The 16,031-nt window shown below is 62.8% G+C and carries 18 protein-coding genes; 14 read left to right on the forward strand and 4 right to left on the reverse strand.

From position 1 onward, the window contains the following. The first annotated feature begins 196 nt into the window (after positions 1-196). The 5 genes from ADU59_RS07570 (at position 197) to ADU59_RS07590 (ending at position 5,338) form a co-directional block, all read left to right on the forward strand. Entirely contained in the window at positions 197-1,522 is a 1,326-nt protein-coding gene (locus tag ADU59_RS07570) for a L,D-transpeptidase family protein (RefSeq protein ID WP_068953272.1), read from the forward strand. Between the two features lie 205 nt (positions 1,523-1,727). Beyond that, positions 1,728-3,029 carry a serine hydroxymethyltransferase gene (gene glyA, locus ADU59_RS07575; RefSeq protein ID WP_068953274.1) on the forward strand — a complete coding sequence of 434 codons (1,302 nt, stop codon included), beginning with the start codon at positions 1,728-1,730 and terminating at the stop codon, positions 3,027-3,029. 27 nt (positions 3,030-3,056) lie between these two features. Next, positions 3,057-3,530 (forward strand): transcriptional regulator NrdR, encoded by a 474-nt coding sequence (nrdR, locus tag ADU59_RS07580; RefSeq protein ID WP_068953276.1) that lies wholly within the window; start codon positions 3,057-3,059, stop codon positions 3,528-3,530. A gap of 72 nt (positions 3,531-3,602) precedes the next feature. Beyond that, the gene (gene ribD / locus ADU59_RS07585; protein WP_068953278.1) at positions 3,603-4,715 is read left to right on the forward strand and encodes a bifunctional diaminohydroxyphosphoribosylaminopyrimidine deaminase/5-amino-6-(5-phosphoribosylamino)uracil reductase RibD; all 1,113 of its coding nucleotides are present in this window, start codon (positions 3,603-3,605) and stop codon (positions 4,713-4,715) included. Next, the gene (locus ADU59_RS07590; RefSeq protein ID WP_068953280.1) at positions 4,715-5,338 is read left to right on the forward strand and encodes a riboflavin synthase; all 624 of its coding nucleotides are present in this window, start codon (positions 4,715-4,717) and stop codon (positions 5,336-5,338) included. The genes ribD and ADU59_RS07590 overlap by 1 nt, the downstream gene beginning before the upstream one ends. Positions 5,339-5,384: 46 nt before the next feature. Here the strand turns inward: ADU59_RS07590 and ADU59_RS07595 are convergent, their stop codons facing one another. From ADU59_RS07595 to ADU59_RS07605, 3 genes are all read right to left on the reverse strand, one after another. Then, a complete protein-coding gene (locus tag ADU59_RS07595) occupies positions 5,385-5,723 on the reverse strand; it encodes a hypothetical protein (protein ID WP_068953282.1) in 339 nt (112 codons plus the stop codon). Positions 5,724-5,951: 228 nt separating this feature from the next. Then, the gene (locus ADU59_RS07600; RefSeq protein ID WP_068953284.1) at positions 5,952-6,470 is read right to left on the reverse strand and encodes a GNAT family N-acetyltransferase; all 519 of its coding nucleotides are present in this window, start codon (positions 6,468-6,470) and stop codon (positions 5,952-5,954) included. 43 nt (positions 6,471-6,513) lie between these two features. Continuing rightward, the gene (locus ADU59_RS07605; protein ID WP_068953286.1) at positions 6,514-7,017 is read right to left on the reverse strand and encodes a cupin domain-containing protein; all 504 of its coding nucleotides are present in this window, start codon (positions 7,015-7,017) and stop codon (positions 6,514-6,516) included. A 207-nt stretch (positions 7,018-7,224) separates the two neighbouring features. Between ADU59_RS07605 and ribH the strand changes: the two genes are divergently transcribed. The 4 genes from ribH to ADU59_RS07625 all read left to right on the forward strand — a co-directional run bounded on the left by ribH (position 7,225) and on the right by ADU59_RS07625 (position 11,777). Then, on the forward strand, positions 7,225-7,686 hold the full coding sequence (gene ribH, locus ADU59_RS07610; RefSeq protein WP_068953288.1) for a 6,7-dimethyl-8-ribityllumazine synthase: 462 nt from the start codon (positions 7,225-7,227) through the stop codon (positions 7,684-7,686). A 5-nt stretch (positions 7,687-7,691) separates the two neighbouring features. Continuing rightward, positions 7,692-8,177, forward strand: coding sequence for a transcription antitermination factor NusB (gene nusB, locus ADU59_RS07615; RefSeq protein ID WP_068953749.1), 486 nt, complete (start codon positions 7,692-7,694; stop codon positions 8,175-8,177). A 9-nt stretch (positions 8,178-8,186) separates the two neighbouring features. Next, the gene (locus ADU59_RS07620) at positions 8,187-9,422 is read left to right on the forward strand and encodes an MFS transporter (RefSeq protein ID WP_068953290.1); all 1,236 of its coding nucleotides are present in this window, start codon (positions 8,187-8,189) and stop codon (positions 9,420-9,422) included. A 219-nt stretch (positions 9,423-9,641) separates the two neighbouring features. Further along, a complete protein-coding gene (locus tag ADU59_RS07625; protein ID WP_068953750.1) occupies positions 9,642-11,777 on the forward strand; it encodes a sodium-translocating pyrophosphatase in 2,136 nt (711 codons plus the stop codon). A gap of 125 nt (positions 11,778-11,902) precedes the next feature. Here the strand turns inward: ADU59_RS07625 and ADU59_RS07630 are convergent, their stop codons facing one another. Continuing rightward, positions 11,903-12,424 (reverse strand): outer membrane protein assembly factor BamE, encoded by a 522-nt coding sequence (locus tag ADU59_RS07630; RefSeq protein WP_068953292.1) that lies wholly within the window; start codon positions 12,422-12,424, stop codon positions 11,903-11,905. Between ADU59_RS07630 and ADU59_RS30795 the strand changes: the two genes are divergently transcribed. From ADU59_RS30795 to ADU59_RS07650, 5 genes are all read left to right on the forward strand, one after another. Continuing rightward, a complete protein-coding gene (locus ADU59_RS30795) occupies positions 12,306-12,587 on the forward strand; it encodes a hypothetical protein (protein ID WP_162493769.1) in 282 nt (93 codons plus the stop codon). The two genes, ADU59_RS07630 and ADU59_RS30795, sit on opposite strands and share 119 nt — an antisense overlap. Then, positions 12,556-13,095 (forward strand): ubiquinol-cytochrome C chaperone family protein, encoded by a 540-nt coding sequence (locus tag ADU59_RS07635; RefSeq protein ID WP_068953751.1) that lies wholly within the window; start codon positions 12,556-12,558, stop codon positions 13,093-13,095. The genes ADU59_RS30795 and ADU59_RS07635 overlap by 32 nt, the downstream gene beginning before the upstream one ends. Positions 13,096-13,182: 87 nt before the next feature. Continuing rightward, positions 13,183-13,734: a YceD family protein gene (locus tag ADU59_RS07640; protein ID WP_068953294.1), complete on the forward strand. Its 552-nt coding sequence runs from the start codon at positions 13,183-13,185 to the stop codon at positions 13,732-13,734. 203 nt (positions 13,735-13,937) lie between these two features. Then, complete coding sequence (plsX, locus tag ADU59_RS07645; RefSeq protein ID WP_083198163.1) at positions 13,938-14,996, forward strand: phosphate acyltransferase PlsX; 1,059 nt, start codon at positions 13,938-13,940, stop codon at positions 14,994-14,996. Positions 14,997-15,001: 5 nt separating this feature from the next. Further along, positions 15,002-15,973, forward strand: coding sequence for a beta-ketoacyl-ACP synthase III (locus tag ADU59_RS07650; RefSeq protein ID WP_068953297.1), 972 nt, complete (start codon positions 15,002-15,004; stop codon positions 15,971-15,973). The last annotated feature ends 58 nt before the right edge of the window (positions 15,974-16,031 follow it).

Here is a 16,031-nt window from a genome sequence, read left to right on the forward strand (position 1 = left end):
TTACTATGACAGCGACGAAGGTACGAGAATGCGGGCTTTGCGCTGTGCCTGTTGCCGATATGCGACGGATGGCAAACAGCGTTCACGATCTCACGAATGTGAACTGCGGGCAGGGGACTGCACGTGTAGTTTGCCTTTGTTAACCGTATTCGTGGTAGCGCAGTGTCTTGCGCCGCAGCATTGAATGGTAGGGACTATGTCGAAGAAAAACGGAATTGATGCTTTCTCCCGTCGTGGCTTTCTGGCCTCGGCCGCCGCTCTCGGCGCTGGTGTGTGGGCCGGCCGCGCTTTTGCGCAGGACGCGCTCGACGAGATCATCAATGCGCCGCGTCGCGGCGCCTGGGACGACCAGTTCGACGCCAAGGCTTCGCGCAGCGCCACCGCCGTCGTTTCCAATACGCCGATCTTCGGCATGAACACGCTGGCCAACACGCAGAACGCCATTGCCCAGTATCAGCAGATCGCCGCCGCCGGCGGCTGGCCGCAGGTCAATTCGTCCGTCCGCCTGGAGATGGGCGTGTCCGATCCGTCGGTGCAGGCCCTGCGCCAGCGGCTGATGATCGTCGGCGACCTGCCGCGTTCGGCCGGCATTTCCAATTCCTTCGACAGCTATGTCGATGGCGCCGTCAAGCGCTTCCAGGCCCGCCACGGCCTGCCGGCCGATGGCGTCATGGGCGACTATACCGTCAAGGCGATGAACATTTCCGCGAATATCCGTCTCGAGCAGCTGAACACCAATGTGGTGCGCCTGCAGTCGATGTCGGGCGATCTCGGCAGCCGCTACGTGCTGGTGAACATTCCGGCCGCCTATATCGAAGCCGTCGAAAACGGCCGCGTGGCGCAGCGCCATACGGCGGTCGTCGGCCGCATCAGCCGCCAGACCCACATCATCAACTCGAAGATCTACGAGGTCATCCTCAACCCGTACTGGACATCCCCGCGCTCGATCGTCGAAAAGGACATCGTTCCGCTGATGCGCAAGGATCCGGAATATCTGCGCAAGAACTCGATCCGCCTCATCGACGGCAAGGGCAACGAGGTTTCGCCCGAAACGATCGACTGGAATGCCGACAAGGCGCCGAACCTGACCTTCCGCCAGGACCCCGGCAAGACCAATGCCATGGCGTCCACGAAGATCAACTTCCACAACCCGAACAACGAATACATGCACGACACGCCGCAGCAGGGCCTGTTCAACAAGCTGGCGCGGTTCGAATCGTCGGGCTGCGTGCGCGTTCAGAACGTGCGCGATCTGGCCACATGGCTCTTGCGCGACACGCCCGGCTGGTCACGCCAGCAGATCGAGGCGACGATCCGTGCCGGCCAGAACTCGCCGATCAAGCTGGCTGTCGAGGTTCCCGTCTACTTCAAATACATCACCGCCTGGGCGGCGACCGACGGTATCGTGCAGTTCCGCGACGACATCTATCAGATGGACGGCCAGCAGGAGCTGGCGTTGCAGACCACGACCGGCATCGAGCAGTCCGCCGGTTCCGTCGATCAGGACATGCTGCCGCAATAAGCCGACCTGTCCCAATCGTATCAGCAAGGCCGCCTATCCTCCCGGATGCGCGGCCTTGTCGCATTCCGGCTGCCCTCTCATTCGGGCATCTGTCGCATTCCCGGCGCGGCAGATGGGGGAAATGGCGCAAATCGCACAGCCCGTATTGCCCTTGCCATGCGAGGACGGTAAACACCGTGCCACCGCCTCTTAAGGAGCTTTGAGAATGAGCGTTTCTTCCGCTGCCACCGACGTATTCTTCAGCCGTTCTCTCGCCGACAGCGATCCGGATATTTTTGGCGCGATCGAAAAGGAACTGGGCCGCCAGCGCCACGAGATCGAGCTGATCGCTTCCGAAAACATCGTCTCGCGCGCCGTTCTGGAAGCGCAGGGCTCGATCATGACCAACAAATATGCCGAAGGCTATCCGGGCAAGCGCTATTACGGCGGCTGCCAGTTCGTCGATATCGCCGAGGAACTCGCCATTGAACGCGCCAAGAAGTTGTTCGGCGTCAATTTCGCCAACGTCCAGCCGAACTCGGGTTCGCAGATGAACCAGGCCGTGTTCCTGGCGCTGCTGCAGCCGGGCGATACCTTCATGGGCCTCGACCTCAATTCGGGCGGTCACCTGACGCATGGTTCGCCGGTCAACATGTCCGGCAAGTGGTTCAACGTCGTTTCCTACGGCGTGCGCGAAGGCGACAACCTGCTCGACATGGATGCCGTGGCCGAATCGGCCCGCAAGCACAAGCCGAAGCTGATCATCGCCGGCGGCACCGCCTATTCCCGCATCTGGGACTGGAAGCGTTTCCGCGAGATCGCCGATGAAGTCGGCGCCTGGCTGATGGTCGACATGGCCCACATCGCCGGTCTCGTTGCCGGCAACCAGCATCCGTCGCCGTTCCCGCATTGCCATGTTGCCACCACCACCACGCACAAGTCGCTGCGCGGCCCGCGCGGCGGCATGATCCTGACGAATGACGAGGATCTGGCGAAGAAGTTCAACTCGGCCGTGTTCCCCGGCCTGCAGGGCGGCCCGCTGATGCATGTCATCGCCGCCAAGGCGGTTGCCTTCGGCGAGGCGCTGAAGCCGGAATTCCAGGATTACGCCGCCCAGATCGTCAAGAACGCCAAGGCTCTGTCCGAAACGCTGGTGGCCGGTGGCCTCGACATCGTCTCGGGCGGCACCGACAACCACCTGATGCTGGTCGACCTGCGCAAGAAGAACGCCACCGGCAAGCGCGCCGAGGCAGCCCTTGGCCGCGCCTACATCACCTGCAACAAGAACGGTATCCCGTTCGACCCGGAAAAGCCGTTCGTCACCTCCGGTGTCCGCCTCGGCACCCCGGCCGGCACGACACGCGGCTTCAAGGAAGCCGAATTCCGCGAGATCGGCAACCTGATCGTCGAAGTCCTCGACGGCCTCAAGGTCGCCAATTCGGATGAGGGCAATGCTGCCGTCGAAGCCGGCGTTCGCGAAAAGGTGGTCAAGCTGACCGATCGTTTCCCGATGTACCCCTACCTCTGAGCCCATACGTCTCATAAAGGAGCCTTGATGCGCTGCCCCTATTGCGGATCGGAAGACAGCCAGGTGAAGGATAGCCGTCCTGCAGAGGACGGCGCCGCCATTCGCCGAAGGCGTATCTGCCCGGATTGCGGCGGCCGCTTCACGACCTTCGAGAGGGTACAGCTCCGGGAGCTGATGATCCTGAAGAAGACCGGCCGCAAGGCGCCGTTCGACCGCGACAAGCTGTTGCGGTCGTTCGAGATTGCGCTGCGCAAGCGGCCGGTCGATCGCGATAGGATCGAGCGGGCGGTGTCGGGCATCGTCCGGCGGCTGGAAAGCTCCGGCGAGACGGAAATCCCGTCCGAGGAGATCGGCTTGCAGGTGCTGGAAGCGCTCAAGGGCCTCGACGATGTCGCCTTCGTCCGCTACGCCTCGGTCTATCGCGATTTCTCCCATGCGGACGATTTCGAGAAGGTGATCGCCGAGATCAGTGCCAAGATCGCGCGCGATCCCGGCGCCTGATCGCCATTCAAGCTGACGCCGCCGAAAGGCGGCGTTTGACGTTTTGAGGATCGGGAACGGAATGGCGTTGAAATGGTAGACAGATCGGAAGACGAGCGGTTCATGGCGGAGGCGCTGCGCTTTGCGCATCGCAATCTCGGTGCGACGGCGTCCAACCCGTCCGTCGGCTGCGTCATCGTCCGCAATGACGGCGCCGGGCCGAAGATCGTCGGCGCCGCGGTCACCGCGCCCGGCGGCAGGCCGCATGCGGAGACCGGCGCGCTGGCCGTTGCCGGCACGCTGGCGCGCGGCGCCACCGCCTATGTGACGCTCGAACCCTGCTCCCACCACGGCAAGACGCCGCCCTGCGCCGATGCGCTGATCGCCGCCGGTGTCGCCCGGGTCGTCGTTGCCATCACCGATCCCGACGAGCGGGTGGCCGGGCGCGGGCTCGAGATGCTGCGCGCTGCCGGTATCGAGGTGGTCACCGGCGTTCTGGCGCAAGAGGCCGAACGGGAGCTTGAGGGCTACCTCATGCGCAAGCGCAACAACCGGCCCTATGTGACTCTCAAGCTTGCCGTTTCCGCCGATGGCATGATCGGCATCAAGGGGCAGGGGCAGGTGCGCATTACCGGCGCGTCCGCCCGCGATTACGTCCAGCGGCTGCGGGCCGAGACCGATGCCATCCTCGTCGGCATCGGCACGGCGATCGCCGACGATCCGGAGCTGACCTGCCGCATTCCCGGACTGGAAAACCGCTCGCCGCTGCGCATCGTCATCGACGGCGATCTCGATCTGCCGGTGTCCTCGAAACTGGCGCAGACGGCCCGAACCGTGCCGGTTCTCGTCGTGACCGGGGAGGAAGACGGTTCGGTCTCTTTCGACGAGCGGCGCCAAGCGCTGGAAGCGGCCGGCGTCGAGGTCGTGGTCTGCGATCCGGCGGCACCCGGCGATCTTCTGGCGGCCCTGGCAACGCGGGGCGTGTCCTCGCTTCTGGTCGAAGGCGGCGCGCGCACGGCGCAGCGATTCCTCAATGACGGGTTTGTCGACCGGATTCTGCTGTTTACCGGCCCGGCAGCCCTTGGCGAAGAGGGGGTGCCATCCCCACTTGAACGCAACCTGATCCCGGTCGGCTTCGTCCACAGGCGGACGGACACGTTTGGCGACGACCTTCTCGACACCTACGAATACGAAAGAACCCCCTGATGTTCACCGGCATTATCACCGATATCGGCACCGTCGAAACCATCACTGCCCTCGACGAGGGCATCAAGCTGCGCATCGCCACCGCCTATGATCCCAAGGGCATCGATATCGGCGCCTCGATCGCCTGTTCCGGCGTCTGCCTGACGGTGACGACCCTGCCGGACGAGGGCGCCAACGGCCGCTGGTTCGAGGTCGAGGCCTGGGAGGAGGCACTCAGGCTGACGACGATTGCGGCCTGGACAGCGGGCCGGAAAATCAATCTGGAACGCTCGCTGAAGATCGGCGACGAACTCGGCGGCCATCTGGTCTCCGGCCATGTCGACGGCAGGGCGGAAATCCTCTCGGTGGAGACGGAAGGCGAGGCGACCCGTTTTCGCCTGCGTGCGCCGGAGCATCTGGCGAAATTCGTGGCGCCGAAGGGCTCCGTGGCGCTCGACGGCACCTCGCTGACGGTGAACGCGGTTGATGGCGCTGATTTCGACGTGCTGCTGATCCGCCATTCGCTGGAGGTGACGACCTGGGGGCAGCGCAAGGCGGGCGATTTCGTCAATTTCGAAGTCGATACGATGGCGCGCTATGCGGCGAGACTGGCGGAGTTTCCGGCGCCGAAGGCGGAGGTGTAGGACCTCTCCCCGGCGTGTGGGGAGAGGCCGGCTTTCAAGTGGTGGTTCAGCGGACGTAGAATGTCAGCCCGCCGTCAGCGGCCTGGCTCGCGCCGATCACGTTGGCAATCGAGACGCTGTGAGCCTTCAGCTCCTTCGTCAGTGTCCGGTTGGATGCAAGGGCTTTCTGGAAGCTTGCCTGCTCGCTTGCCGACGTGTTGCCAACCCATTCGCCGGCATCCAGCGTATTGGAATGGACGATGTTGAAATTGTTGCCCTTGTAGGTGGCGACGGTCTGGTCGATCTGCTGCGGCCAGTTCTCCTGCGTGCCCGCGGCGTAGGATGCGCCGGCGAGCGGGAAGGCGGTGAGTGCGACGATTGTGGAGAGCTTTGCGATGCGGTTCATGGTTTTGGCTCCATAGGATGCCTGCGAACCGAGTGTTCGGCGGCCGCAGGACGGGTCTCCGTGACACGGTGCGCGCCACGGAAGGCCTTGGGTTGCGATGATCGGCCTTGCATCGTGCCGACATTTTCGAGGTAGCCCCGAAAATGGGCGGGAAAAAGTCACAAGTCACTGAAACCAAATTACAAATTGTTCATCAAAATTTAGGCTGGGGTGGTGAAATTCCGGTCCCTACCGCTCCAGCAAAATCACCTGCGCGCCGTGATAGACTGTCCGCCGCGTTTCCTTGAAATTGAGCTTGGAGGCGACCCGGAGCGAGGCGAGGTTGGCGGTGTCGATGATGCAGGTCTTCTTCAGCGACGGAAACTGCTGGTCGCCCCAGCGCAGCACCGCACCGACGGCCTCCGTTGCAAGGCCGTGGCCATGCGAGCGGGGCGAAAGCGCCCAGCCGGTTTCCATCGTGCCTTCGAGCGACGGGGTGATGACGCGGTGCAGATCGTGAAAGCCGGCTTCACCGATGAACTGGCCGGTCTCGCGGTCCAGCACAGCGAGGAAGCCGAAGCCGAAATAGTGCCACATGCCGACCTGCCGCAGGAAGCGCGTCCAGGCCTGCTCGCGTGAAAACGGCACGCCGCCGATGAAGCGCGTCACCTCGGCATCGGCAAACAGCGCGCTATAGGGGCCGAAATCGTCGCGGCGGTAGGGGCGAAGGATCAGGCGTTCGGTCTCGATGGTGGGAACAGTGTGCATGGGAGGCGTTCAGTCCGTTTGACAATGCGATTCCGTCATTCGATCAGATTCCCGGCTCTCCGTCCCAATAATCGACTTCGCTGTCGCGTCGTCCGACGAACCGGAACACCGGCTTGCCGCCCGGCGCTGCGCGCGATTTTGCCAGGAACTTGCCGGAATCCGGATATTCGACGATTTCGGCTTTCGCATTGGCCGAAATCGACAGGTAGGTGAGGGGAACGGTACCGGTGTTGATCAGATGGTGGGCGGTCTCCGGTCCGCCGGCAGGAGCGCCGAGTATGTCGCCGGGGCGCACGGCATAGCGATTGGCGCCGAAGCGGTATTCGCCTTGCCCGCTGAGGATGACGAACAGCTCTTCCTCGATATGGTGATTGTGGAACGGGCAGCTGGCTTTGCCCGGCGGCACCTCGCTATAGCCGACGCCGAGGTCCTTGAGGCCCAGCTGCGCGCCGAAAGAGGCATCCCTGGATTCGAAAAATGTTCCCTCCTGGCCATGATCCAGGTGCAGATCGGCGGGGTTGACGATGGGTTTCTTCATCTCTGTCATCCGTTTGTCCATGCAAACTGAATGTGTACAGAGACGCCGTGCGATTGGAAAGACGTGGCCAATTTCAGCATTTCCGAATGCAATCGCCGTCAAACGTTCCGCCAAATCGGGCTTGGAAGCGAAAAATGCTTGCCAACCGGGCGTTGGCATGGTTTGACCGCCGCCTGCGCCGGAGATGTCCGGCCCCAAATTTCAAACGGGTGAAAAATGGCCGAAACATCCAAACCACATATTCTGATTGTGGAAGCGCGCTTCTATGACGACATGGCCGACGCTTTGCTCGACGGCGCGACATCGGCGCTCAAGGATGCCGGAGCGACCTATGACGTCGTCACCGTCCCCGGCGCGCTGGAAATTCCGGCCGCGATCGCCATGGCGCTCGACGGCATCGACAATGGCGGCACCGAATATGACGGTTTCGTCGCGCTCGGCATGGTCATCCGTGGCGAGACCTATCACTTCGATATCGTCGCCAACGAATCCTCGCGTGCGATCATGGACCTCACCGTCAGCGAAAGCCTTGCCATCGGCAACGGCATCCTGACGGTCGAGAACGACGCGCAGGCCTGGGCCCGTGCGAAGAAGTCCGAAGGCGACAAGGGTGGTTTTGCCGCCCGCGCCGCGCTCACCATGATTGACCTGAAGATCAAGCTGGGCGGCGAACAGTGAGCGACATTCCGACCAATCCGCCGGCCGACCAGCCGATCAAGCAGGCAAACCAGCGTGGGGCTGCCCGTCTCGCCGCCGTTCAGGCGCTTTACCAGATGGATGTCGGCGGTACCGGCGTGCTGGAAATCGTCGCCGAATACGAAACCCACCGGCTTGGCCAGGAAATCGACGGCGATACCTACCTGAAGGCGGATGCCTCGTGGTTCCGCTCGATCGTTGCCGGTGTCGTGCGCGACCAGCGCTTGCTCGATCCGCTGATCGGCACCGCCCTTCAGGACGACTGGGCATTGTCGCGCCTCGATTCGACGGTCCGCGCCATCCTGCGCGCCGGCACGTTCGAACTGCGCGAGCGCCGGGACGTGCCCGTTGCCGTCATCGTTACCGAATATGTCGAGATCGCCAAGGCCTTCTTCGAAGACGACGAGCCCAAGCTCGTCAATGCCGTGCTCGACCGGATCGCCCGCACGATCAGAACCGACGTCAAGAAGTAAGGTCACGCGATGGCGGGGCAGGCAGGCGAGGTGCGGGGCATGGATCATGAACTGCACGGTGCCCGCCGCAACGTCTATCTGCTGACCGCGGCTCAGGCCATCCTCGGAACACTCGGCCCGATCGTCTTTTCCGTCGGCGGCGTTGCCGGCTATCAGCTGCTCGGCGACGACAAGTCGCTGGCAACGGCCCCTTTGACCGGCTTCAACGTCGGTGTGGCGCTCGGCGCTGTTTTCGTCACGGCCATGTCCCGCTTGCTCGGCCGCAATGCGGCCTTCATGGTCGGTGCGCTGCTGGGCGCCTGTGGTGGCGCGCTTGCCGCCTATGCCCTGTTTCACAGCGATTTCTGGCTGCTTGCGCTGAGCCTGTGCATTTGCGGCATGGCCGGCGGCTTTACGCAAAAGCTGCGGTTTGCCGCGGCCGATGTTTCCCCCGCATTCTACAAGCCGCGGGCGATTTCCTGGATCCTGGCCGGTGGCATCATTTCCGCCGTGCTCGGGCCGCAACTGGTCATCCTCACCCGGGACATGCTGGCGCCGGTGTTTTTTGCCGGCGCTTTCATCGCGCTCGTTCCGACCTGCCTGGCCGCCATCGTCATCCTGGCATTCCTGCGGCTGCCGGATCTGCGCCCGGTCGCAGGGGCGGCGCCAATGGGGCCTGTTCGGCCGCTGCGCGAGATCGTGCTGACCCAGCGTTTCATCACCGGCATGGTCTGCGGTATCTCCACCTATGCGCTGATGACCTTCATGATGACGGGCGCGCCGATCGCCATGGTCGTCGGCTGCGGCTTCTCGCAGGATCTGGCGACGCTGGGCATCCAGTGGCACGTGCTGGCAATGTTCGCGCCGAGCTTTTTTACCGGCATGCTGGTCAGCCGCTATGGTGCTGAAAAGGTCGTGGCCTGCGGTCTGGTCATTCTCATGCTCTGCGCCATCGTCGCCCATGCGGGCATTGCGCTGTGGAATTTCTGGGGCGCGCTGATCCTTCTGGGCATGGGTTGGAATTTCGGTTTCATCGGCTCCACGGCCATCGTCGCCTCCAGCTACAGGCCGCAGGAAGCCGACAAGGTGCAGGGCTTCCACGACATCATCCTGTTCACCACGGTCGCGTTGGCGTCCTTCGGTTCCGGCAAGGTCCTGACGGCCTATGGCTGGGATATGCTGAATGCTGTCGTCTGGCCGGTGACGGTTTTCTGCCTTGTTCTGCTGTTTTTGCTGTTTCTTGCCGAAAAACGGCGGACCGTCTGAAGTTTATCTCCAAAAGTGGTCGTCCAGACCGGTAAGCCACCGCCAACATACCGAAAAACGTGGGTTTTTCCGATTGTGGCGGCTTGACGATACCGATTCGTCCCCGCACTCTGCCACCCTGTACGTGGCCGTTACCTGAAGAGGAGGAGCGGTTCGCTGCGTTTTTGGGGGTCTGTGGAACGGAGTGAGCCCGCAGGCTTAAATGGAGGAATGAGCGAAATGACCATACTTCTGGGCGTTATCGCATGTGGGTTGCTTTCGGTGGTCTATGCCATCTGGGCGACCAGATCGGTGCTGTCTGCCGATCAGGGCAATGCCCGCATGCAAGAGATTGCAGGCTTCATACGCGAGGGGGCGCAGGCCTATCTCACACGTCAATATATGACCATTGCCATCGTCGGTGCCGTCGTCTTCGTCGGTGCCTGGGTTCTTCTCTCCGTGACAGCCGCCATCGGCTTCCTGATCGGTGCCGTTCTGTCGGGAGCTGCCGGTTTCATTGGCATGCACGTTTCGGTGCGGGCCAACGTGCGCACGGCGCAGGCGTCTTCCGTCAGCCTTGCCGCCGGCCTCGATATCGCCTTCAAGTCCGGTGCGATCACCGGCATGCTCGTCGCCGGTCTGGCGCTTCTGGGCGTCACGATCTACTACCTCGTGCTGACGGCCGGCCTCGGCCTGGCCGAAGGTTCGCGTGAAGTGATCGACGCGCTGGTGTCGCTCGGCTTCGGCGCTTCGCTCATCTCGATCTTCGCCCGTCTCGGCGGCGGCATCTTCACCAAGGGTGCGGATGTCGGCGGCGATCTCGTCGGCAAGGTGGAAGCGGGCATTCCGGAAGACGATCCGCGCAACCCGGCCACCATTGCCGACAATGTCGGCGACAATGTCGGCGACTGCGCCGGCATGGCGGCCGACCTGTTCGAGACCTACGCGGTGTCGATCGTCGCCACCATGGTTCTGGCCGCCATCTTCTTTGCCGGCGGCGCCAACCTTGCCGTCGTCATGTCCTATCCGCTGGCCATCTGCGGCGCCTGCATCATCACCTCGATCATCGGTGCCTTCTTCGTCAAGCTCGGCTCCAATGGCTCGATCATGGGCGCGCTCTACAAGGGGCTGATCGTCACCGGCCTGCTGTCGATCATCGGGCTGGGAGCTGCCACCTCGCTGACCATCGGCTGGGGCTCGATCGGCGTGGTCGAGGGCAAGGACATTACCGGCACCAACCTGTTCATCTGCGGTATCCTCGGCCTCGTGGTCACCGCGCTGATCGTGGTGATCACCGAATATTATACCGGCACCAACAAACGGCCGGTGAACTCGATCGCCCAGGCCTCCGTCAGCGGCCACGGCACCAACGTCATCCAGGGGCTCGCCGTGTCGCTGGAATCGACAGCGCTTCCGGCCATCGTCATCGTCGGCGGCATCATCTCGACCTACCAGCTGGCAGGCCTGTTCGGCACCGGCATCGCCGTTACCGCCATGCTCGGCATTGCCGGCATGATCGTCGCGCTCGATGCCTTCGGTCCGGTGACCGACAATGCCGGCGGCATTGCCGAAATGGCCGGTCTTCCCCCGGAAGTCCGCAAGTCGACCGATGCGCTCGACGCCGTCGGCAACACCACCAAGGCCGTCACCAAGGGCTATGCCATCGGTTCGGCCGGTCTCGGCGCGCTGGTGCTGTTTGCGGCCTACTCGAACGACCTGAAATACTTCGTCGCCAACGGTGACAAGTACCCGTACTTCGCCGATGTCGGAACGATCTCGTTCGATCTGTCCAACCCCTATGTCGTCGCCGGCCTGATCTTCGGCGGTCTCATCCCCTATCTGTTCGGCGGTATTGCCATGACGGCCGTCGGCCGCGCGGCAGGGGCCGTGGTGGAGGAAGTCCGCCGCCAGTTCCGCGAAAAGCCGGGCATCATGGCCGGTACGGACCGTCCGGATTACGGCCGCGCCGTCGACATGCTGACCAAGGCGGCGATCCGCGAAATGATCGTGCCGTCGCTGCTGCCGGTGCTGGCGCCGATCGTCGTCTATTTCGGCGTGCTTCTGATCTCCGGCTCCAAGGCGTCGGCCTTTGCAGCACTCGGCGCCTCGCTTCTCGGCGTCATCGTCAACGGCATCTTCGTCGCCATCTCGATGACCTCTGGCGGTGGTGCCTGGGACAATGCCAAGAAGAGCTTCGAGGACGGCTTCGTCGACAAGGACGGCGTTCGCCATGTGAAGGGGTCGGACGCGCACAAGGCCTCCGTCACCGGCGACACGGTCGGCGATCCCTACAAGGATACGGCAGGTCCTGCCGTCAACCCGGCGATCAAGATCACCAACATCGTCGCCCTGCTGCTTCTGGCGGTTCTGGCCTGACGAGCTGTCTGCGGCATCCCTTGCGATGCCGCAGACTTGGAGAAGACCGGTCAAAAGAAAGGCCCGGCTGACATGGTGTCAGCCGGGCCTTTTATGCGAGATCGGGCGTTGCGGCCGCAGGCCTATCAGTTGTTGCTGTTGCCCAGCACCGACTTTGCCATGCTCTTGCCGATGCCGTTGCCGGATAGCAGCTGGCCGAGGAAGGTCATTTCCTTGCCGCCGGTCGGTGTCGTGCGGGAAATCATGTCGAAGACCTTGCCATCCTGCAGCGTGTAATGCGCCAGCTGCGAGACGACGCCGTCCTTGTCGAAATAGACAGCGAGGATGCTCTGGTCGACCAGCTTCGGCTTCATGAAGGCGACGGGACGCTGGCGCTTCTGCGAAATGTAGTAGAACACCTCGTTGTCGAAGGTTGCCGTGGTCGACGGCGTGCCGAGCGACAGAAGCACCTGCTCGCGGCTGGAACCGACCGGCGCCAGCGCCAGCGTTTCCTGATCGACGACGTAGCCCTGATTGAGGGTTTCGCTGGTGTTCAGCATATCCGCGGTTTTGCAGCCGGACAGGGTCGTTGCGCAAATGGCCAATGTAAAAGCGACGTTGCTCAGAAATTTCATGTCTGACTTGAAATACCGTTTCGTCAACGACATCCCCCTCAAGGTAACGCTGGCAGATGCGCCATTGCATTTCGTGCCTGCTTCGGTAAACCAGCTTCGGCGATCATGCAACAACAGGATGCGCGGGCTCGCGTATTTTGAAGCGGTCAAACTTGGGCTTTATGATGATATTCGGACTGTTCGGCAAAAAAAATAGCAATGCGGCCATCATTGCGCGCCAATATGACCTTCTGACCGCCGCTGCCCGCCGCCCGTACCTCTATACCGACCTTGGCGTTCCCGATACCGTGATGGGCCGTTTCGAGATGCTGTCGGCGTCGCTGATCCTCTATTTCCGCCGTACCCGCAGCGCGCAGCGCGCCGGCCAGGAGATCGCCCAGGAGATCATCGATGCCTTTTTCGAGGATGTCGATCATTCGATCCGCGAACTCGGCGTCGGCGATGTCGGCGTGCCGAAGCGGATGAAGAAGCTGGCCGCGATGTTCTACGGCCGCCTCGAAAGCTATGCCGCAGCTCTCGAAAGCAAGGACCGCGACGCATTGGCGGCGGCGCTGAAGCGGAATTTCCATCCGCAAACCGAGGATTTGTCGCTTTCCATGCACGGCCTTGCCGACTATCTGCTGGCCGCAGAAGCGCAGCTTGCGCTGCAAGGCGAGGATGTCGTAGAAACCGGCCAGATCGATCTGCCGCACGCGGCGGCCTGAAGCCGTCTTGCAAGATGCGGCACCAGAGCCGCGATGACGGCTTGAAGCACTATCCTGGGCGGCGGCGCCGCCCGAAAGGACCTGACAATGAACCACGACGAAAAGCCCGCGTTCTCCTATCCGGTCAAGGTCGGCAATATTTCCGCCAATGCCGTGACGGTTCGTCTCGAGGCGAATGAGGCGGAGCGCACGGCGCTGCGCGATCTCTGGAGCGTCCTGGAGGTACAGTCGCTCAAGGCCGAGCTGCAGATCGCCCGCTGGAAGCGGGACGGCGTCAAGATCAAGGGCCGCGTTCAGGCAAAGATCGTCCAGGCCTGCGTCGTGACGCTGGAGCCGGTGGAATCGGAGATCGACGAGCCGGTCGAGGCGATCTTCGTGCCGGAGGGCTCGCGGCTGGCGCGGATCGCGGCCAATGACAGCGGCGAAATGATTCTCGATCCGGAAGGCCCGGACCTTCCCGATACCTTCACCGGCGACACCATTGATGTCGGTCTTGCGGTCACGGAACACGCGGCGCTGGCAATCGACCCCTATCCGCGCAAGCAGGGCGCGAGCTTTGGCGAGCGGATCGAAAGCAGCGACAAGGACGATATCCGTCCAAACCCCTTCGCAGTGCTCAAGGATTGGAAAAAGGACTGAGTCCGAAAAGCCGTGGGGCACAATTCGGTTGTCACGTCAGCGAAAAACGGTATTTTGGCCGAAATCCAGCCCGTTGGGCCGTTTGTCCCGCAAGCGGGACTGTTGCGTCTCAAACGTCATGAAAACACGTGTGTCTCCATCGCTCAGACTGATTGCGCCGGGACGAAACATGCAGTGTGGCAGGAATAAAGGATAAGGCACGCGTGGTCAGAATTTCTCTTGATGTGATGGGCGGCGACTTCGGTCCGCAAGTCGTCATCCCGGGTGCCGCCAAGGCGCTCGAACGGCATCCCGATATCCGTTTCGCACTTTATGGGCTTGAAGACCAATGCGTCCCCCTCCTGGACAAGTATCCCAAGCTGAAGGCGAACAGCACTTTCCATGCCTCCGAACTGGCGATTGCCATGGACGAGAAGCCCAGCCAGGCGCTGCGGCGCGGCCGCGGCAAGGCCAGCATGTGGCAGGCGATCGAGGCCATCAACAAGGGCGAGGCTGACGTCGTCGTCTCCGCCGGCAATACCGGCGCGCTGATGGCGATGTCGGTGTTTTGCCTGCGCATGATGCAGGGCATCCAGCGCCCGGCGATCGCGGCGATCTGGCCGACGCTGAAGGGCGAGAGCATCGTGCTCGATGTCGGCGCGACGATCGGCGCCGATGCGCAGCAGCTGATGGATTTCGCGCTGATGGGCGGCGCCATGGCGCGTGCCCTGTTCGAGGTCGAGCGTCCGACGCTCGGCCTGCTCAATGTCGGCGTCGAGGAGATCAAGGGCCAGGAACAGGTCAAGGAAGCCGGCCGGCTGTTGCGCGAAGCCGGTCTCGACAGCATCGATTACTTCGGCTTCGTCGAAGGCGACGATATCGGCCGGGGAACCGTCGATGTCGTGGTGACGGAAGGCTTTTCCGGCAATATTGCGCTCAAGGCGGCCGAAGGAACGGCCCGCCAGATCGCCGAATATCTGCGCGCGGCGATGTCGCGCACGCTGCTGGCCAAGATCGGTTATATCCTGGCCAAGGGCGCCTTCGACCGGCTGCGCGAGAAGATGGATCCGCGAAAGGTCAACGGCGGCGTCTTCCTCGGCCTTAATGGTGTCGTGATCAAGAGCCATGGAGGAACCGACGCGGAGGGTTTCGCAGCCGCGATCGACGTCGGCTACGACATGGTCCGCAACGGGCTGAAGGCCAAGATCGAAAACGATTTGCAAAAATATCATGCCTCGCGCCCTTCCGAAGGTGCGGCGAGCGGCATGGCTGACGAGGTTTGAAGAGTATGATCCGTTCTGTGGTTCGCGGTTTCGGGGCATCGCTCCCGAAACGGGTGATGACCAATCGCGAAATGGAAGAGAAGGTCGATACGACCGACGAATGGATCGTGCAGCGCACCGGCATTCGCCAGCGTTACATTGCCGGCGAGGGGGAAACCACCGCTTCGCTCGGCGAGGCAGCGGCCCGCGCGGCGCTTGAAAACGCCGGCCTTGCGCCCGCCGATATCGACGTCATCATTGTGGCGACATCGACGCCGGACAACACCTTTCCGGCAACGGCCGTCAACATCCAGAACCGCCTCGGCATGCACCATGGCGCCGCCTTCGACATGCAGGCGGTCTGTTCGGGCTTCGTCTACGCGGTCGCCACGGCCGACGCCTATATCCGCGGCGGCCTTGCCCGGCGCGTGCTGGTCATCGGCGCCGAGACCTTTTCGCGCATTCTCGACTGGAACGACCGCACCACCTGCGTGCTGTTCGGCGACGGCGCCGGCGCCATCGTTCTGGAAGGCCAGGAAGGCAACGGCACCACCGCCGATCGCGGCATCCTGACCGCGCAGCTGCGCTCGGACGGCGCCCACAAGGAAAAGCTCTATGTCGATGGCGGCCCATCGACCACCGGCACGGTCGGCCATCTGCGCATGGAGGGCCGCGAGGTCTTCAAGCATGCGGTGGGCATGATCACCGACGTCATCGAAGCCGCGTTCGAGGCCACCGGCACCACCGCCGAGGATCTCGACTGGCTGGTGCCGCATCAGGCCAACCGCCGCATCATCGACGGTTCGGCCAAGAAGCTCGGCATCCCGCTCGAAAAGGTTGTGGTGACTGTCGACCTTCACGGCAACACGTCCGCTGCCTCCATTCCGCTGGCGCTGAGCGTCGCTGCATCCGACGGCCGGATCAAGAAGGGCGATCTCGTCCTGCTCGAGGCCATGGGCGGCGGCTTCACCTGGGGTTCGGTGCTGCTGCGTTGGTAAAAAAATGTGATATGGTGCAGACGCTTGACCGGAATGGACAAGGGCAATACTCTTTCCG

The sequence above is a fragment of the Pararhizobium polonicum genome (assembly GCF_001687365.1).
Classification (GTDB): domain Bacteria; phylum Pseudomonadota; class Alphaproteobacteria; order Rhizobiales; family Rhizobiaceae; genus Pararhizobium; species Pararhizobium polonicum.